Consider the following 18,915-nt stretch of genomic DNA (forward strand, 5'->3'; position numbering starts at 1 on the left):
CGATGAATCAGGTAAATCTAACCCTTCTGATCAACGGATGCTCAAACAAAAAACCCAGACATCGTCTGGGTTTTTTGTTTATACAGGAATCAGGTAATCACCATTGGCCAGTCTGGTGGCTGGTGGCTCATTGCCTCTACCATCACGACTTTAATATTTTCCCAGACAGCGGCAATATCCAGCAGGGTGATGCCCAACAGGCCCGTTGCGAACCAGCAAGCCGCGCCAAGTCCCAGCAGAGTGCTGATGACCGCAAGACCCGCGTAGTCAGATTTACGAAACTGAATGTTCAGCGTGCTGGCTAAAAACATCAGTACCGCGCTCAACAAAGGCCAGCGCAGGAGAACCATGCTGGTAGTAATGGTTGCCATAGAACCCATCCTCTACAAAACAGACGAACTGAATGAAACGGTGTTTCTCGTTACAGAATATGTGTGAACTATATCACATTTGTTGATTTATTCGCCAGCGTCTGAGCGTTCAAAATGGGGATTTTATTACGCAAAAAAGGCGATGGTGCCGGGTACCTGGGTCCCGATACCTGGCTGAGCGGACACACGATGGGCCAGCCACGAGGTTTTTATAAGTGGCACGTTATTTTTTGCTCATCCTGAAAATAATGTGGTAATAGCCGGGCATTTATAAAACATCGATTCTCTGTTGTGTTATCTTCAAACCCCACATGTGCGCTGGATAATTATTTCCCTTAATTGAAACGGAACGAATACTTACAGTTTAGCTTACGGGAAAATATTATCGTCATAACGAAATTTAAGATTTTTAATACTAAAAGTCAGTTGCTAACTTCGCATGATTCATGCAACGTAATCACCTGTTTAACAAAGCATCCGGCCTTCATTACTACAGGCGTACAACATGCAGGGATATAGGGCGGGAAATGAATCGTAGCGCGCGGCGCAAAATGCTCAGGGTAGTAGGGATCATCATGGTAGTTATGCTGCCGGTGATGCTTGCCCTATGGTTTGCCCAGCTAAGAGCCGTGTCGGAAACAAGCGCTCAGCTCCGTACATTTGCTGAACTGGCTTTAGACAAAACAGAACTGGTTATTCAACAAGTTGATCTGGCCCGGGACGAGGCCGAAAAATATCAGGGTAAACTTTGTACACCGGAACATCGCCAATATATGTTGAACGTTGTGCGTGGCCGCCTGTTTGTCGCTGATTTAATTTATGCAGAAGGTCAGAATTTTCTTTGTTCAACCGTTTTTACACCGGACCAACCTTACGCGATCCCGATTGCCAATTACACCCGTAAACCTGACATCGCTATCTATTATTTTCGCGACACGCCATTTTATACTGGCTATAAAATGACATATATGCAGCGTGGAAATTATGTCGTGGTGGTCAATCCGCTTTCTTACAGCGAAGTGATGTCTACCGATCATTCTCTCTCCTGGGGAGTGTACGACACGGTAACCAATGCATTCTTTTCCGTTAGCCAGAAAGCAAATCCTTCTTTATTAAATTCGATGATTCAGGATAAGGAATCGGTATTTCAAAAAGATAACCGTTTCTATACCGTCGTGAAATCACCAAAACGGCCGATTGCCGCTATCGTGTCGACGTCAAATAAGCGTTTTTACGAAACGCTCTACCATCAGGCGACGTTGACGCTGCCGCTGGGGATGATCTGCAGCATTATTATTTTGCTGGTATGGTCGCGGACGCACCGCGAGCTTAATTCGCCAGGGCGGTTGCTGCATCGGGCGTTGCACAAACGACAGCTTTGCCTGCACTACCAGCCGATTATTGATATCAAGAACAACCAGTGCGTGGGGGCAGAGGCGTTGTTGCGCTGGCCGGGTTTCAACGGACAGGTGATGAGTCCGGCTGAGTTTATTCCGCTGGCTGAAAAAGAGGGAATGAGCGAGCGGATTACGGATTATGTCGTTGAGGAGGTATTCAGCGATCTGGGTCATTTCCTGGCTGAGCATCCGCATCTCTATATTTCAATTAACCTGTCGGCCACGGATTTCCACTCCTCACGGCTGATCGCCATGATTTCTGACAAGGCGCGCCACTATGCCGTCCGTGCTCAGCAAATCAAAATCGAAGTGACGGAACGTGGGTTCATTGATGTGCCAAAAACCACACCGGTGATTCAGGCTTTCCGGCAGGCGGGTTATGAAGTGGCGATCGATGATTTCGGGACCGGTTACTCGAACCTGCACAATCTCTATTCGCTGAACGTCGACATTCTGAAAATTGATAAATCATTTATCGATACCTTAACGACCAACAGCACCAGCCACCTGATCGCCGAGCATATTATCGAGATGGCGCAAAGCCTGCGGCTTAAAACCATTGCGGAAGGGGTCGAAACGGCAGAGCAGGTGAGTTGGTTGCTGAAGCGTGGCGTCCAGTTCTGTCAGGGATGGCACTTCGCGAAAGCGATGCCGCCCCAGGAATTTATGACCTGGCAGCAGCAACCTTTGCACTAAGGGTGATTAATTCAACTGGTGGCGATAGTCGCTCGGCGTACGGTCAAACTCGCGGCGAAACACGCGGGAAAAGGTTTGTTGCGACACATAGCCAAGATCCATCGCGATATCAAAAATCGGTCGCTGCGTTGAGCGTAACGCCTGCGCCGCCAGCAGTAATCTGCGCTGACGAATGTACTCACCCAGGGTTTGATGCATAACCGTGCGGAACATTCTCTGTAAATACCATTTCGAATAGCCCGACTTTTTAGCGACCACATCAATGTTCAACGGTTGATCGATATGATCATCAATCCATTCAATAAGTGTCTGAATAATCTGCTGATGCGACATAAGGTTGCCCCTCTGTAGATACAACTTTCTCGGTTGATTCGTCGTTTTCTCTGCGGGGGAGTATAATTCCTCAAGTTAACTTGAGGTAAAGAGGTTTTATGGAAAAGAGATTGCCGCGTATTAAAGCGCTTTTAACCCCCGGCGAAGTGGCAAAGCGAAGCGGTGTTGCGGTATCGGCGCTCCACTTCTATGAAAGCAAAGGGTTAATTAAAAGCATCCGTAACGGCGGAAACCAGCGCCGCTATACCCGTGACGTTCTCCGTTATGTGGCGATTATCAAAATTGCGCAACGAATCGGTATTCCCCTGGCGACGATAGGTGAGGCGTTTGGGGTGTTGCCAGAGGGCCACACGCTGAGCCCGAAAGAGTGGAAAGAACTCTCCTCCCAGTGGCGTGAAGAGCTGGACAGACGTATTCATACGCTGGTTGCGCTGCGCGATGAACTGGACGGTTGTATCGGCTGCGGCTGTCTGTCCCGCAGCGACTGCCCGTTGCGGAACCCCGGCGACAGGCTGGGCGAGCAGGGGACAGGGGCGCGGCTGCTGGAGGAGGAGTAAGTCTCTGCGGCCTGCGCGTCGGGTGGCGGCTGCGCCTTACCCGACCTACAAAAACCACATTCTCGAACGTAGGCCGGGTAAGGCGCAGCCGCCATCCGGCATAAACACGCACCCTATAAAGAACTAAAGCGCCACTAAGGGCGCTTTAGTTTTTCCCGGTCTTTGTCTTTCTCTCTATCCCGCTGGTTCACGGGAGGGTTTCCCCCGACATCAGCACCCCTCGTGTCGAGCTGGTTGGTGAGGTTCCGGATTGTGCTGACACTTTAATTCTATGCAAGCCCCGTTTTTTCGCCAGCGTCGCTGACCGGTTTTTAGCCGAATTTTTTTCGCGGTGTTGTTCAATTTTCTATAGTTAAAAAGTATGAATCACAGGAGAAGACCATGCTCACGGTACATCACCTTAACCAGTCGCGCTCACATCGTGTGATCTGGGCGCTGGAAGAACTCGCCCTGCCTTATGAGATCGTTCACTACCAGCGCGAAAAGAACATGCTGGCGCCGGAGGCTCTCAAAAAGGTGCATCCGTTGGGCAAATCACCCATCATCGAAGATAACGGACTTATCCTCGCGGAATCGGGTGCCATTCTGGAATACCTCCAGGAAACCTATGATGCCGAATCGCGCCTTAAGCCGTTAGATCCGGCGCATAAGGTGCAATACCGCTTCTGGCTGCATTACGCGGAAGGATCGCTGATGCCACTGCTGTTAATGAAGCTGGTTTTCAACAGCCTCGGCAAGCCGCCCGTGCCGCCAGGCATCCGACTCCTGGGCAAGGCGCTGGGTAAGGGGGTGCAGAAAGCGTATCTCAATCCCCAGCTGGAAACGCATGCGCGCTTTATTGACTCGCATCTCGCTCAAAACAGCTGGTTTGCCGGGGACGCGCTCAGCATGGCCGACATTCAGATGAGTTTCCCGATCTTTGCCCTGCTGGCGCGTGGGGGCATAGACAATCTGCCGCATATTGAGGCCTGGAAGCAAAAGGTCGACAACAGTCCCGGCTGGAAGCGAACCCTGGAACAGGGTGGGCCATTATCCATCCCGGGTGAGGATTAAATGTAAACAAATTGCGCATAGACGATAACGTTTGCGCATCCTCTGTTTATTTCTTCAGCGTCATAAGCGAATTTTAGCGAAAAACGATAAAGTTCAGTTGAAAAGGGCGGTGTTTAGGCTGGATAATCGTTTGCCTTAATTTGACCACCCGTTTTTAAGCGCGGAGCTAAACGTTTGCTTTTTTTGTGACGCCCTTTCGTCGCAAACGCAAGACAAGGATTTGACGTTTAGCTGGCAGTGGCGTCTCCACCACGCTTATGAACGTTCTATAAAAACTCTCAGGGGATGTTTTCTATGTCTACGCCATCTGCGCGTACCGGCGGTTCACTTGACGCCATGTTTAAAATTTCGGCTCGCGGCAGCACCGTGCGTCAGGAAGTTGTTGCCGGTCTGACAACGTTTCTGGCGATGGTTTACTCCGTCATCGTTGTGCCGGGCATGCTGGGTAAAGCGGGCTTCCCGCCAGCAGCTGTTTTTGTCGCGACCTGCCTGGTGGCCGGTGTGGGCTCCATTGTGATGGGGCTGTGGGCGAACCTGCCGCTGGCGATTGGTTGCGCCATCTCTTTGACCGCGTTCACCGCGTTCAGCCTGGTGCTGGGTCAGCAGATCAGCGTACCGGTCGCACTCGGCGCCGTGTTCCTGATGGGTGTGCTGTTCACCGTTATCTCTGCTACCGGCATTCGTAGCTGGATTTTGCGCAACCTGCCGCAGGGCGTGGCGCACGGCACCGGTATCGGCATCGGTCTGTTCCTGCTGCTGATTGCCGCTAACGGCGTGGGCCTGGTGATCAAGAACCCGCTGGACGGCCTGCCGGTGGCGCTGGGGCATTTCGCGAGCTTCCCGGTGATCATGTCGCTGATCGGTCTGGCGGTGATTATCGGTCTGGAAAAACTGAAAGTGCCGGGCGGCATTCTGCTGACCATTATCGGTGTATCCATTGTCGGCCTGATTTTCGATCCGAACGTTCACTTCTCCGGTATTTTCGCTATGCCGTCGCTGAGCGATGACAAGGGCAATTCTCTGATTGGCAGCCTGGATATCGTTGGTGCGCTTAACCCGGTAATCCTGCCAAGCGTGCTGGCACTGGTGATGACCGCCGTGTTTGACGCAACCGGTACGATTCGCGCGGTGGCCGGTCAGGCTAACCTGCTGGATAAAGACGGTCAGATTATTGATGGCGGCAAAGCCCTGACGACTGACTCCCTGAGCAGCGTCTTCTCAGGACTGGTGGGCGCAGCGCCTGCGGCAGTGTATATCGAGTCCGCAGCGGGCACGGCAGCAGGCGGTAAAACCGGCTTGACGGCCATCACCGTCGGCGTGCTGTTCCTGCTGATCCTGTTCCTCTCTCCGCTCTCTTATCTGGTACCGGCTTACGCGACCGCGCCAGCGCTGATGTATGTCGGCCTGCTGATGCTGAGCAACGTGGCGAAGATCGACTTTGCGGATTTCGTGGATGCCATGTCTGGCCTGATTACCGCCGTGTTTATCGTGCTGACCTGTAACATCGTGACCGGCATCATGATCGGTTTCGCGTCGCTGGTCATTGGTCGTCTGGTCTCTGGTGAATGGCGCAAGCTGAACATCGGCACCGTGGTGATCGCCGTTGCGCTGGTGGCATTCTACGCGGGCGGCTGGGCCATCTAAGTTGTCCATTGATGCGAAAACGGGTGGCTCAGGCCGCCCGTTTTTATTTTCAGAGCTCATCCCGTTGCCTTTTGCGTTACTCTGAAGAAGATAGAATAAAAGGCACGACGCCTTCCGTAGTACATAAGTAACACAGCAAACAGGGAACGCATGGAAATCTTCTTCACAATACTCATCATGACCCTTGTGGTCTCTTTATCCGGGGTGGTCACACGCGTACTGCCCTTTCAGGTCCCCCTGCCATTAATGCAAATTGCCATCGGCGCGCTGCTGGCGTGGCCGACGTTTGGCCTGCACGTGGAATTTGACCCCGAACTGTTCCTCGTGCTGTTTATTCCGCCACTGCTGTTTGCTGATGGCTGGAAAACGCCCACGCGCGAATTCCTTGAGCACGGGCGAGAGATCTTCGGCCTGGCGCTGGCGCTGGTCGTCGTCACCGTCGTCGGGATTGGCTTCCTGATTTACTGGGCCGTACCGGGTATCCCGTTAATCCCCGCCTTTGCGCTGGCCGCCGTGCTCTCGCCAACCGATGCCGTGGCGCTTTCCGGCATTGTGGGTGAAGGTCGTATTCCGAAGAAAATCATGGGGATTTTGCAGGGCGAGGCGCTGATGAATGACGCCTCTGGTCTGGTCGCCCTGAAGTTTGCCGTGGCGGTTGCCATGGGGACGATGGTCTTTACCATTGGCGGCGCGACGCTGGAATTCTTCAAAGTGGCGATTGGCGGTATCCTCGCGGGCTTTGTGGTGAGCTGGCTGTATGGTCGCTCCCTGCGCTTCCTCAGCCGCTGGGGCGGTGATGAACCCGCCACGCAAATCGTACTGCTGTTCTTGCTGCCGTTTGCCTCCTACCTGATTGCCGAACATATTGGCGTATCGGGCATTCTGGCGGCGGTAGCGGCAGGGATGACCATTACCCGCTCCGGCGTGATGCGCCGCGCGCCGCTGGCAATGCGTCTGCGTGCCAACAGCACCTGGGCGATGCTGGAATTCGTGTTTAACGGCATGGTATTCCTGCTGTTGGGCCTGCAACTGCCGGGCATTATGGAGTCCTCGCTGATTGCGGCAGAGGCCGATCCGAACGTTGAAGTCTGGATGCTGTTTACCGACATCGTGCTGATCTACATGGCACTGATGCTGGTGCGTTTTGGCTGGCTCTGGACGATGAAGAAATTCAGCGTGCGCTTCCTGACGAAAAAGCCGATGGAGTTTGGCTCCTGGACCACACGCGAGCTGCTGATTGCCTCTTTCGCTGGCGTGCGTGGGGCGATCACCCTTGCCGGTGTGCTCTCTATTCCGCTGCTGCTGCCGACGGGCGATGTCTTCCCGGCTCGCTACGAGCTGGTGTTCCTGGCGGCAGGCGTGATCCTCTTCTCGCTGTTCGTGGGCGTGGTGATGCTGCCGATTTTACTGCAGCACATTGACGCCGGTGATTCGACCCAACAGCATAAAGAGGAGCGTATTGCGCGTGCGGCTACCGCCGAAGTGGCGATAGTCGCTATTCAGAAAATGGAAGAGCGTCTGGCGGCGGATACAGACGAGAACATCGATAATCAGCTGCTGACGGAAGTGAGTTCCCGCGTGATTGGTAACCTGCGCCGTCGGGCTGACGGACGTAATGACGTGGAAAGCTCGCTGCAGGAGGAAAACCTGGAACGCCGGTTCCGCCTGGCGGCGCTGCGTTCAGAGCGTGCCGAGCTGTACCATCTGCGTGCCACGCGGCAGATCAGCAACGAGACGCTGCAAAAGCTGCTGCACGATCTGGATTTGCTGGAAGCGTTGTTGATAGAGAATCAGTAGCGCGCTTTTGCCCGGTGGCGCTGCGCTTACCGGCCTACATTCGAATCGTAGGCCGGGTAAGGCGAAGCCGCCACCCGGCACTATTCAGACTGCACCCAAAACCCCTTACAGCACTCCAGCCACGCCTGCGCGCTATGCGACAGATACACCCCTTCACGCCAGATCATCCCTAACTGCCAGTGCAGCTCGCTCTCCAGCGGGATCCAGCGCAGGGTGTTTTTATCCAGCCGCTCGCAAATTGGCTGCGGCAGAATGGCAATCCCCACGCCAGCCTGAACCATCGCGGCCAGAAAATCCCACTGACCGCTGCGCACCGCAATGCGTGGCTTCACATTATGTTGGTTAAACAGCGTCATCAGCTGGCGGCTTAAGGCGAAGTCTTCGTTGTAGATCAGCAACGGATGTTCGCCGAGCAGTTCGGGTTTCACCGAGTCAATTTTCAGCCAGTCACCGGAGCGCGGTACGAGCACGCACAGCGGATGGCTGAACAGTGGCAGCGTCGCCAGACCGCTCTCTTCCTCTACGGGGAGGGCCGTCATCGCCACATCCAGCTCGCCGTTCATCACGGCCTGCTGGACGGTCAGGCCGCCAAATTCAGAAATTTTTAGCTCAACGCCGGGGTAGCGCTGACGAAACAGGCTAATCGGCCCGGCCATCATCATGCCGACCATCGGCGGAATGCCAAGACGTAATAGCCCTTTGGTAAGGTGGTTGATATCCGCAAGCTCAGCCTCAAGCTGGCGGAACTCAGCCAGAATCGCCAGCCCGCGCTCGAAGACCACGCGCCCGGTATCCGTCAGCAGCAGCTTGCGTCCGTCACGAAGCAGCAGGGTACAGTTCAGCTCGTCCTCAAGGTTTTTCAGCATCTTGCTGATGGTCGGCTGGGTAACGAACAACTTCTCCGCTGCGCGGGTAAAACTTTGCTGGCGAACCACCTCGACAAAATAGCGCAGCGTTCTTATGTCCATGATTATTCCTCGAAACTATACCTTCGATGATTTTAATTCATTTCTGTCCCTGACGTGCGCTCACTATACTGGCGCCTCGTCTCAATTTTGAGGAAAACCCCCATGGCCGTGGCGTTAAGTCGTGTTACGCCTGCCGTTGTGCAACGACTCCAGGTACCGGTTCAGGTACTGCTCTATGCCGGACTGTTTGTTTTCGCGGAATATCTTGTCGACTGGCTGCACCTGCCTTTACCCGCCAACCTGGTCGGGATGGTGCTAATGCTAACGCTGATCCTCTGTCGCGCGTTGCCCCTTAGCTGGGTGCGAGCCGGCGCGCGCTGGCTGCTGGCGGAGATGCTGCTGTTCTTCGTGCCTGCGGTGGTCGCGGTGGTGAACTATGCCCAGCTGCTGATGGTCGACGGCTGGCGCATCTTCGCGGTTATCGCCCTGAGTACGCTGATGGTATTGGGCGCCACTGCCTGGGTGGTGGATAAAGTCTATCGCTTTGAAATCAGCAGGCAGAAGCATGACTAACGTTCAGATAAGCGTGCTGTGTCTGATTGCGACCATCGTAATCTACTTTGCCAACAAGCGTTTGTACCGCCGCTTTCGCGCGCTGCCGCTCATGCCGCTGGTGTTCACCCCCATCCTGCTGGTGCTCATGCTGGTCTTCGGCCATATTTCCTGGCAGAACTACATTGGGGAATCCCACTGGCTGCTGTGGCTGCTCGGCCCGGCCACCATCGCCTTTGCCGTTCCCGTGTACGACAACCTGAATATTATTAAACGCCACTGGATGTCGCTTAGCGCAGGCGTTCTGACTGCCACGGTGGTGGCGGTGTGTAGCTCGGTCTGGCTGGCGCGGCTGTTTACGCTGCCCGATGAAATTCAGCGCAGCCTGGCCGTGCGTTCGGTGACGACGCCGTTTGCGCTGGCAGCGGCTAAACCGCTTGGCGGGCAGCCGGATCTGGTGGCGCTGTTTGTGGTCGTGACGGGCGTCTTTGGCATGGCGGTGGGCGATATGCTCTTTTTGCGGCTTTCTATTCGGGAGGGGATGGCGAAAGGGGCAGGGTTTGGCGCTGCGTCTCATGGCGCAGGTACGGCGCGATCGTATGAGCTGGGTCAGCAGGAAGGCGTGGTGGCAAGTCTGGTGATGATGCTCTCTGGCGTGACGATGGTGCTTATCGCACCGCTGGTGGCATGGGTGATGTTTTAAACTCCCCGGCCTGAGAGACCGGGGAGAAAGGCTTAGTGTGCGCGGCCCTGTTCAACGCCCAGGCCGGTTTGGGAGCGAATAAACTGGGCGCGGAATTTCTCACGCTCCAGGTTACCTTCCGGCGAGTTGTCGGTGGCCGAGAAGATCCAGATACCAATAAACGCCACGGCAATCGAGAACAGCGCCGGATACTCATACGGGAAAATGGCGCTTTCGTGACCGAGGATCTGTACCCAGATGGTCGGGCCCAGAATCATCAGGATCACCGCCGTCAGCAGCCCCAGCCAGCCGCCAATCATCGCCCCACGGGTGGTCAGTTTTGACCAGTACATGGAGAGCAGGATGATCGGGAAGTTACAGCTCGCCGCAATCGAGAAGGCCAGCCCCACCATAAAGGCGATGTTCTGCTTCTCAAACAGAATACCGAGCAAAATGGCGACCACACCCAGCACCAGCACGGTGATCTTAGAGACTTTCAGCTCGTCACGTTCGCTTGCCCCTTTACGGAACACGTTGGCGTAGAGGTCGTGCGAGACCGCAGAGGCACCGGCCAGCGTCAGTCCCGCTACCACGGCAAGGATGGTGGCGAAGGCCACGGCGGAGATAAAGCCGAGGAACAGGTTACCGCCCACCGCATCGGCCAGATGCACCGCCGCCATGTTGTTGCCGCCAATCAGCGCACCCGCCGCGTCTTTAAACGCCGGGTTTGCCCCTACCAGCATGATCGCGCCAAAGCCGATAATAAAGGTCAGGATGTAGAAATAACCCATAAAGCCGGTGGCGTAGAAGACGCTCTTACGCGCTTCACGCGCATCGCTCACGGTGAAGAAACGCATCAGAATGTGTGGCAGGCCCGCGGTACCGAACATCAGGCCGAGACCGAGGGAGAGTGCGGATATCGGATCTTTCACCAGCCCGCCGGGGCTCATGATTGCCTCTCCTTTTGGATGAACCGCCATCGCTTCGGTAAACAGGTTATTGAAGCTGAACCCGACGTGCTTCATCACCATAAAGGCCATAAAGCTGGCGCCGAACAGCAGCAGGACCGCTTTGATAATCTGTACCCAGGTGGTCGCCAGCATGCCGCCGAACAGGACGTACATCACCATCAGGACGCCAACCAGTACCACGGCGATGTGGTAGTTCAGACCGAACAGCAGTTCGATCAATTTACCTGCCCCGACCATCTGCGCAATCAGGTATAGCGCAACCACCACCAGCGAACCGCAGGCGGAGAGGGTACGAATGGGCCCCTGTTTCAGGCGATAGGAGGCCACGTCAGCGAAGGTATAGCGCCCGAGGTTGCGCAAGCGCTCGGCAATGAGGAACAGGATGATCGGCCAGCCGACGAGGAAGCCCAGGGAGTAGATCAGGCCGTCGTAGCCGGAGGTATAAACCAGCGCGGAGATCCCGAGGAACGAGGCGGCAGACATAAAGTCGCCCGCTATCGCCAGCCCGTTCTGGAAACCGGTAATGTTGCCGCCCGCGGTGTAATAATCATTACGGGAGCGCACGCGCTTCGACGCCCAGTAAGTGATGTACAGCGTCAGCAGGACGAAAATCAGGAACATCACAATCGCCTGCCAGTTAGTCGGCTGACGCTGAACGTCGCCGGTGATGGCATCCGCCGCGTGGGCGGCAAAAGGAAGTGTGGCGGCAAGCGCCGTCAGGATCCGCTTCATGATGCTTTTACCTCTTGCAGTACCGCTCTGTTGAGACGATCGAATTCACCGTTCGCGCGCCAGACGTACACGCCGGTCAGCAAGAAGGAGATCACAATCACGCCAATGCCAATAGGAATGCCGCGCGTGACGCTGGTGCCCGCGTGCAGCGGGGTGCCCAGCCAGTGCGGAGCAAAGGCGATCAGCATAATAAAGCCGACGTAGATAATCAGCATGATGATAGAAAGGATGAAGGCAAACCGTTGCCGTTTTTCGACGAGCTCCCTGTAGTGCGCACTATTCTCTATCTGCTGACAAATATGGTCATTCATCACAGAGTCTCCAAAGGTAAGGTTGGTTTGTTTTTAGTCCCCTCTCCCCTTTGGGGAGAGGGTTAGGGTGAGGGGAGAGGAAGGTGCGGTCTGATGCCCTCACCCCGGCCCTCTCCCACGGGGAGAGGGAGAAAAAACTAGGAAGGCATTGCGATGGACTGCTTCTCTTCGAGCAGTTTTTCCACCACGCCAGGATCCGCGAGCGTTGAGGTATCACCGAGGTTGCTGGTATCCCCCGCCGCGATTTTGCGCAGGATACGGCGCATAATCTTGCCGGAGCGGGTTTTCGGCAGCGAGTCGGTCCAGTGCAGCACGTCCGGCGTAGCAAGCGGGCCGATCTCCTTACGTACCCAGTTGCGCACCTCGGCGTACAGCTCGGGTGACGGCTCCTCGCCGTGGTTCAGCGTGACGTAAGCGTAAATCGCCTGGCCTTTGATGTTGTGCGGGATCCCGACAACGGCGGCTTCAGCAATTTTCGGATGCGACACCAGCGCCGATTCAATTTCAGCCGTCCCCAGACGGTGGCCAGAAACGTTGAGCACGTCATCCACGCGACCGGTGATCCAGTAATAACCGTCTTCATCACGGCGCGCGCCGTCGCCGCTGAAGTACATGTTTTTAAAGGTCGAGAAATAGGTCTGCTCAAAGCGTTCGTGGTCGCCGAACAGGGTACGCGCCTGGCCTGGCCACGAGTCGACGATCACCAGGTTGCCTTCGGTGGCCCCGTCCAGCGGGTTGCCCTCGTTATCCACCAGCGCAGGCTGTACGCCGAAGAATGGGCGCGTGGCAGAACCGGCCTTCAGCTGTGTGGCGCCAGGCATAGGGGTGATCATGAAGCCGCCGGTTTCGGTCTGCCACCAGGTGTCCATCACCGGGCATTTTTCATTGCCGATTTTCTTCCAGTACCACTCCCAGGCTTCGGGGTTAATGGGTTCACCCACGGAACCGAGGATGCGCAACGAAGAGCGGTCAGTGCCTTCGATGGCCTTATCGCCTTCCGCCATTAACGCGCGGATCGCCGTTGGCGCGGTGTAGAGAATGTTGACCTGGTGCTTGTCGACTACCTGACACATACGCGCCGGGGTCGGCCAGTTTGGCACGCCCTCAAACATCAGCGTGGTGGCACCGCAGGCCAGCGGGCCGTAGAGCAGGTAGCTATGCCCGGTCACCCAGCCCACGTCGGCGGTACACCAGTAGATGTCGCCCGGGTGGTAGTCGAAAACATATTTAAAGGTCGTGGCCGCATAAACCAGATAACCGCCGGTGGTGTGCAGCACGCCTTTCGGTTTACCGGTTGAACCGGAGGTGTAAAGAATGAACAGCGGGTCTTCAGCATTCATCTCTTCCGGCTGATGCTGGTCACTCGCTTTCTCGATCAGGTCACTCCACCACAGGTCACGTCCCTCGTTCCAGTCGATCTTGCCGCCGGTACGCTTCAGCACGATAACGTTACTGACCGTTTTGACATTCGGGTTTTTCAGCGCTTCATCGACGTTTTTCTTCAGCGGGATACCGCGTCCGGCGCGCACGCCTTCATCGGCGGTGATCACCAGTTTTGAACTGGAATCGACAATACGGCCGGCAACGGCTTCCGGTGAGAACCCGCCGAAGATAACCGAGTGAATTGCGCCGATACGCGCGCAGGCCAGCATAGCAACCGCGGCTTCCGGCACCATTGGCATATAGATAGCCACCACATCGCCCTTTTTAATGCCTTTTTCCAGCAGGACGTTGGCGAAACGGCAGACGTCGCGATGCAGTTCTTTATAGGTAATGTGTTTGCTCTGTGAGGCATCGTCGCCTTCCCAGATGATGGCGGTTTCATTCCCGCGTTCGGCAAGATGGCGATCCAGGCAGTTCGCCGCCAGGTTCAGCGTGCCATCTTCATACCATTTAATGGAGACGTTGCCGGGCGCAAAGGAGGTGTTTTTCACCTTCTGATAAGGTTTGATCCAGTCAAGGATGTGTCCCTGCTCGCCCCAGAAGGCGTCAGGGTGGGAAACTGATTGCTGATATTTCTCGTGGTACTGCTCCGGGGTGATCAGGCAACGGTCCGCAATGTTTGCGGGAATGTCGTGTTTATGTATTTGGCTCATGGCTTTTTTTCTCCTTGTAAGATGTTAATAATATGTCGCAAAAACGTTAATAGTAGGGGCTTTACAAGCTTTGTTTATTATTTGGGCTACAGATCACGCATTGTTTGAAGAGGTTGAAAAACGAGCGAATGAAACTTTGAAGGGAAATAATTCAGCCTGACGATTATTCGCATTTAGATTTAAAAAAGCGTTTTTATAACAAATGGTTATTTATCAGGATAATGACAAACTCGCGTTATACCGTCATTTTCCAGTGAAATGCGTCGTTCTTTAAGGCTTGCGCAACAGGTCGCGCAAATGATACTCATACGCCGCGTTAAAAAATCCCATAAACCAACGCAACACAATTCATACCCTTTCAGTATGTCTCCATATTCATGCAGTTTTGCTGGTGCGGAGATTTCATTGAGGAAGTCAGTTTCTATGAAAAACGTTAAAGTCAGCCTGGCCTGGCAGATCTTGCTAGCCCTTGTGCTGGGCATTTTGCTGGGCAGTTATCTCCACTATCATAGCGACAGCCGCGAATGGCTGATTGCCAACCTGCTCTCCCCGGCGGGCGATATCTTTATTCATTTGATCAAGATGATCGTGGTGCCGATTGTGATCTCGACGCTGGTGGTCGGCATTGCCGGGGTCGGTGACGCGAAACAGTTAGGCCGTATCGGTGCGAAAACCATTCTCTATTTCGAAGTGATCACTACGGTTGCGATTATTCTGGGGATTACCCTGGCAAACGTGTTCCAGCCAGGTTCCGGGATCGATATGTCGCAGCTGGCCACGGTGGATATTTCGAAATACCAAAGCACAACGGCGGAAGTGCAGAGCCATGCGCACGGCCTGATGGGCACGATCCTTTCACTGGTGCCGACCAATATCGTGGCATCGATGGCGAAAGGCGAGATGTTGCCGATCATCTTCTTCTCGGTGCTGTTTGGCCTGGGGCTCTCCTCGCTGCCTGCCACGCACCGTGAACCGCTGGTCACCGTCTTCCGCTCTATCTCCGAAACCATGTTCAAAGTGACCCACATGGTGATGCGCTACGCGCCGGTTGGGGTGTTCGCATTAATTGCGGTGACCGTGGCAAACTTCGGCTTTGCCTCCCTGTGGCCGCTGGCGAAGCTGGTGATCCTGGTGCACTTCGCCATCCTGTTCTTTGCGCTGGTGGTGCTGGGCATTGTGGCGCGCCTGTGCGGGCTGAGCATCTGGATCCTGATCCGTATCCTGAAAGATGAGTTGATTCTGGCGTACTCCACGGCAAGCTCTGAGAGCGTGCTGCCGCGCATTATTGAGAAGATGGAGGCTTACGGTGCGCCTGCCTCTATCACCAGCTTCGTGGTGCCGACCGGCTACTCTTTCAACCTGGACGGTTCAACGCTGTACCAGAGTATCGCCGCTATCTTTATTGCGCAGCTGTATGGCATTGACCTGTCGCTGTGGCAGGAGATCGTGCTGGTGCTGACCCTGATGGTGACGTCTAAAGGTATTGCAGGCGTACCGGGCGTTTCGTTCGTGGTGCTGCTGGCGACGCTGGGCAGCGTGGGTATTCCGCTGGAAGGTCTGGCGTTTATCGCCGGTGTCGACCGTATCCTCGACATGGCGCGTACGGCGCTGAACGTGGTGGGGAATGCCCTGGCGGTGCTGGTTATCGCCAAGTGGGAACACAAATTCGACCGTAAAAAAGCGCTGGCGTATGAACGCGAGGTGCTGGGGCGTTTTGATAAGACGGCCGATCGGTAACATCTTATGCCCGGTGGCGCTGCGCTTACCGGGCCTACGGGTTTTGTAGGCCCGGTAAGGCGAAGCCGCCACCCGGCGCTTTACTCCCCGCTCAACGCATCAAACTCTTCACATCCCGTATCAAACCCTTCCGTACAGCTCAGGTTCAACCAGAAAAGCGCTTTCTGCTTGTTCGGCGTGATAAACCCTTTCTCGCCCTGTCTGAACAGCATCCCCGCCCAGTACTCCGCATAGCCCGTTCGCGACAGGGTAGAACTTCGCTTGAACCACGACGCGGCCCGCACGTCATCCTGAGCCACCTCAACGCCGTTGGCATAGATCAGCCCCAGCAGCAGCTGCGCGTCTACCGCCGAATCGTTGTCGATATCTTCAGTCGCCGTTTGCAGGAGCTTAATGGCCTGGGGATAGTCGGTTTGACCGGCCTGAGTGTTGACCAGCACGCGCGCCAGCATGATCGCGCCGCGTTTGCTGCCTGCAATGTTTGCCTGCTGCGCCAGAGCCTTGGCCTGCGCGTAATCCCCCTGCGTAAAGTGAATTTGCGACAACAGCGCCATGGCATCGACATCGCCACCTTTTGCGGCTTTTTCGGCCCACCGCGCGGCCTGTGTGCGGTCCCCCGAGCTGAAGTAGGTATCAGCAAGATAATACTGGGCGCGGGCATCGCCCGCTTCCGCCTGCTTCAGATACTGGCTGCCTATCTCATCCGCGCAGGCGAACGAGGTTATAAAGAATAACAACAGAAAAATGGCTTTCATGGATTCTTATCTTCTGGGTACACGCCGCGCAGTATAATCGCGGTGGCGGAAATAAAAAAAGGGAGTGAATATATCACTCCCTTTGTTCATTAATTAATTACCCGCTTCAACCCATTGCGCTTTCACGCAGTCGGGCTTTCAGCTTGTTATATTCGTCAATCACATACTGTTCGGCAGCGTGTTGATCCGCAATGGGTTCCACGTTGACGGCACAATATTTATACTCCGGCGTTTTGGTTATCGGGCTTAAATTCTCCGTCACCAGTTCGTTACAGGCACCAATCCACCACTGGTAGGTCATATAGACCGCTCCTTTGTTGGGACGATCGCTCACCTGCGCACGGGTGATGATTCGCCCTTTGCGCGAGTTCACCCATACCAGCGCTTCATCCTCAATACCCAGGCGTTCTGCGTCAGCAGTGTTGATTTGCGCGTAGCCGGGTTCATCTGCCAGCGCGGCCAGCGCGGCGCAGTTCCCGGTCATTGAGCGACAGGAGTAGTGGCCTACTTCGCGCACGGTGGAGAGCACCATCGGATACTCGTCGGTGAGTTTATCTATAGGTGCGACCCAGTCGCAGGTGAAGAACTGCGCCAGCCCGTTCGGGGTATCGAACGTCTCTTTGAAGAGGTATGATGTCCCCTGGTCGGCTTCCGACTCATCGCGGCATGGCCACTGGATATACCCCAGCTCACCCATTTTTTCATAGGTGGCACCGTAGAAGTCCGGGCACAGATGCCGCAACTCGTCCCAGATCTCCTGGGTGTTGTTGTAGTGCATCGGGTAGCCCATACGGGTGGCGATTTCGCTGATGATCTGCCAGTCGGTTTTCAGATCCCACTTCGGTTCGACCGCTTTGAAGAAGCGCTGGAAACCGCGGTCAGCCGCCGTGTAGACGCCTTCATGCTCACCCCATGACGTCGACGGTAAAATCACATCCGCCGCCGCCGCGGTTTTGGTCATGAAGATATCCTGGACAATCACCAGCTCAAGATCCTCAAACCCTTTACGTACCGCAGAGAGTTCGGCATCGGTCTGGAGCGGATCTTCACCCATGATGTAGGCCGCACGCACTTCACCGTGCGCCGCGCGGTGCGGCAGCTCGCTGATGCGATAGCCGGTGTGTTCCGGCAGGCTTTCGACCCCCCAGGCTTTCGCGAATTTCTCGCGGTTTTCCGGGAATTTGACGTACTGATATCCTGGATAGGTATCCGGCAGCGCGCCCATATCGCAGGCCCCCTGGACGTTATTCTGGCCACGTACCGGGTTGACGCCGACGTGGGCCTTGCCCAGGTTACCCGTCAGCATGGCGAGGCTGGTCAACGAACGCACGGTTTCCACGCCCTGGTAGAACTGGGTCACGCCCATGCCCCACAGAATGGCGGCGGTTTTCGCCCCGGCGTACATGCGTGCGGCCTGGCGGATCTCTTGTGCGCTGACGCCGGTTATCGCTTCAACGGACTCTGGCGTATAGCCTTCGACAATTTTACGATACTCTTCAAAGCCTTCCGTGCGGCTGGCCACAAACGCCTGGTCGTACAGATTCTCCTCAATAATGACGTGCCCCATCGCATTCAACAGCGCGATGTTCGAGCCGTTTTTCAATGCAATGTGCATATCCGCAATGCGCGCGGTTTCAATTTTGCGCGGATCGCAGACGATGATTTTCGCCCCGTTCTGTTTGGCGCGAATAACATGGTTCGCGACGATAGGGTGAGAATCCGCCGGGTTATAGCCGAAAATAAACACCAGATCGGTGTTGTCTATCTCGTTGATGGCATTACTCATTGCGCCGTTACCGACCGACTGGTGCAGACCTGCAACCGATGGGCCGTGTCAGACGCGAGCGCAGCAGTCGACGTTATTGGTTCCAATAACGGCGCGTGCGAATTTTTGCATCACATAGTTGGTTTCATTCCCTGTCCCGCGTGAGGAACCGGTCGTCTGAATCGCATCCGGGCCGTACTTGGCCTTGATGGCGCTGAGGCGCGTGGCGACGTAATCGAGCGCCTCGTTCCAGCTGACGGCTTCCAGCTTGCCACCGCGCTCGCGGCGGATCATAGGGGTTTTCAGGCGCGGGGTGAGGATTTGGGTATCATTGATAAAATCCCAGCCGTAATACCCTTTCAGACACAGCGTGCCCTGGTTGGTTTTCCCCTGTGCGGCCTCCGCCCGGACGATTTTGCCGTTATCGACCACCAGGTGGATCTTGCAACCTGAGGCACAATAAGGGCAAACCGTGACGACTTTTTTCATCAGTCTGCTCCAGTTAATCGAATCTTTCGCACCGACTAATGCAGCTTCTATGCCATGTTTTTAGTAGGG

At 55.3% G+C, this 18,915-nt stretch carries 16 protein-coding genes; 8 read left to right on the plus strand and 8 right to left on the minus strand.

The window, feature by feature from the left end; translation table 11 throughout:
- Positions 1 to 89: 89 nt before the first annotated feature.
- A complete protein-coding gene (locus AAER43_RS01450; protein WP_014882153.1) occupies positions 90 to 371 on the minus strand; it encodes a YjcB family protein in 282 nt (93 codons plus the stop codon).
- 527 nt (positions 372 to 898) lie between these two features.
- On the opposite strand from AAER43_RS01450, the gene AAER43_RS01455 reads away from it, so the two are divergent.
- Complete coding sequence (locus AAER43_RS01455) at positions 899 to 2,464, plus strand: EAL domain-containing protein (RefSeq protein ID WP_023336605.1); 1,566 nt, start codon at positions 899 to 901, stop codon at positions 2,462 to 2,464.
- Between the two features lie 6 nt (positions 2,465 to 2,470).
- Here the strand turns inward: AAER43_RS01455 and soxS are convergent, their stop codons facing one another.
- A complete protein-coding gene (soxS, locus tag AAER43_RS01460; protein ID WP_008503387.1) occupies positions 2,471 to 2,797 on the minus strand; it encodes a superoxide response transcriptional regulator SoxS in 327 nt (108 codons plus the stop codon).
- Positions 2,798 to 2,895: 98 nt separating this feature from the next.
- Between soxS and soxR the strand changes: the two genes are divergently transcribed.
- The 4 genes from soxR to AAER43_RS01480 all read left to right on the plus strand — a co-directional run bounded on the left by soxR (position 2,896) and on the right by AAER43_RS01480 (position 7,848).
- Positions 2,896 to 3,354: a redox-sensitive transcriptional activator SoxR gene (gene soxR, locus AAER43_RS01465; RefSeq protein ID WP_014882155.1), complete on the plus strand. Its 459-nt coding sequence runs from the start codon at positions 2,896 to 2,898 to the stop codon at positions 3,352 to 3,354.
- A 381-nt stretch (positions 3,355 to 3,735) separates the two neighbouring features.
- Positions 3,736 to 4,407, plus strand: coding sequence for a glutathione S-transferase (locus AAER43_RS01470; protein ID WP_023331807.1), 672 nt, complete (start codon positions 3,736 to 3,738; stop codon positions 4,405 to 4,407).
- Positions 4,408 to 4,701: 294 nt separating this feature from the next.
- Positions 4,702 to 6,051: a guanine/hypoxanthine transporter GhxP gene (gene ghxP, locus AAER43_RS01475; protein ID WP_014882157.1), complete on the plus strand. Its 1,350-nt coding sequence runs from the start codon at positions 4,702 to 4,704 to the stop codon at positions 6,049 to 6,051.
- A 150-nt stretch (positions 6,052 to 6,201) separates the two neighbouring features.
- The gene (locus AAER43_RS01480; RefSeq protein ID WP_014882158.1) at positions 6,202 to 7,848 is read left to right on the plus strand and encodes a Na+/H+ antiporter; all 1,647 of its coding nucleotides are present in this window, start codon (positions 6,202 to 6,204) and stop codon (positions 7,846 to 7,848) included.
- Between the two features lie 80 nt (positions 7,849 to 7,928).
- Here the strand turns inward: AAER43_RS01480 and AAER43_RS01485 are convergent, their stop codons facing one another.
- Positions 7,929 to 8,816 carry a LysR family transcriptional regulator gene (locus AAER43_RS01485; RefSeq protein WP_014882159.1) on the minus strand — a complete coding sequence of 296 codons (888 nt, stop codon included), beginning with the start codon at positions 8,814 to 8,816 and terminating at the stop codon, positions 7,929 to 7,931.
- 102 nt (positions 8,817 to 8,918) lie between these two features.
- Here AAER43_RS01485 and AAER43_RS01490 point away from each other — a divergent pair, with 102 nt between their 5' ends.
- A complete protein-coding gene (locus AAER43_RS01490; RefSeq protein WP_014882160.1) occupies positions 8,919 to 9,329 on the plus strand; it encodes a CidA/LrgA family protein in 411 nt (136 codons plus the stop codon).
- Positions 9,322 to 10,011: an LrgB family protein gene (locus AAER43_RS01495; RefSeq protein ID WP_014882161.1), complete on the plus strand. Its 690-nt coding sequence runs from the start codon at positions 9,322 to 9,324 to the stop codon at positions 10,009 to 10,011. The genes AAER43_RS01490 and AAER43_RS01495 overlap by 8 nt, the downstream gene beginning before the upstream one ends.
- A gap of 32 nt (positions 10,012 to 10,043) precedes the next feature.
- On the opposite strand, the gene actP is transcribed toward AAER43_RS01495, so the two are convergent.
- The 3 genes from actP to acs all read right to left on the minus strand — a co-directional run bounded on the left by actP (position 10,044) and on the right by acs (position 14,100).
- The gene (actP, locus tag AAER43_RS01500) at positions 10,044 to 11,693 is read right to left on the minus strand and encodes a cation/acetate symporter ActP (RefSeq protein WP_032637735.1); all 1,650 of its coding nucleotides are present in this window, start codon (positions 11,691 to 11,693) and stop codon (positions 10,044 to 10,046) included.
- The gene (locus tag AAER43_RS01505; RefSeq protein ID WP_014882163.1) at positions 11,690 to 12,004 is read right to left on the minus strand and encodes a DUF485 domain-containing protein; all 315 of its coding nucleotides are present in this window, start codon (positions 12,002 to 12,004) and stop codon (positions 11,690 to 11,692) included. Before AAER43_RS01505 ends, actP begins: the two co-directional genes overlap by 4 nt.
- A gap of 137 nt (positions 12,005 to 12,141) precedes the next feature.
- The gene (gene acs, locus AAER43_RS01510) at positions 12,142 to 14,100 is read right to left on the minus strand and encodes an acetate--CoA ligase (RefSeq protein ID WP_023331810.1); all 1,959 of its coding nucleotides are present in this window, start codon (positions 14,098 to 14,100) and stop codon (positions 12,142 to 12,144) included.
- A 423-nt stretch (positions 14,101 to 14,523) separates the two neighbouring features.
- On the opposite strand from acs, the gene gltP reads away from it, so the two are divergent.
- Positions 14,524 to 15,837, plus strand: coding sequence for a glutamate/aspartate:proton symporter GltP (gene gltP / locus AAER43_RS01515; protein ID WP_014882165.1), 1,314 nt, complete (start codon positions 14,524 to 14,526; stop codon positions 15,835 to 15,837).
- An 80-nt stretch (positions 15,838 to 15,917) separates the two neighbouring features.
- Here the strand turns inward: gltP and AAER43_RS01520 are convergent, their stop codons facing one another.
- Both AAER43_RS01520 and fdhF read right to left on the minus strand, forming a co-directional pair.
- A complete protein-coding gene (locus AAER43_RS01520) occupies positions 15,918 to 16,592 on the minus strand; it encodes a tetratricopeptide repeat protein (RefSeq protein WP_045135398.1) in 675 nt (224 codons plus the stop codon).
- 106 nt (positions 16,593 to 16,698) lie between these two features.
- Entirely contained in the window at positions 16,699 to 18,846 is a 2,148-nt protein-coding gene (fdhF, locus tag AAER43_RS01525) for a formate dehydrogenase subunit alpha (protein WP_078309985.1), read from the minus strand.
- Positions 18,847 to 18,915: the final 69 nt, after the last annotated feature.

The organism is Enterobacter sp. FUJ80071 (assembly GCF_038739915.1).
GTDB classification, from domain to species: domain Bacteria; phylum Pseudomonadota; class Gammaproteobacteria; order Enterobacterales; family Enterobacteriaceae; genus Enterobacter; species Enterobacter kobei.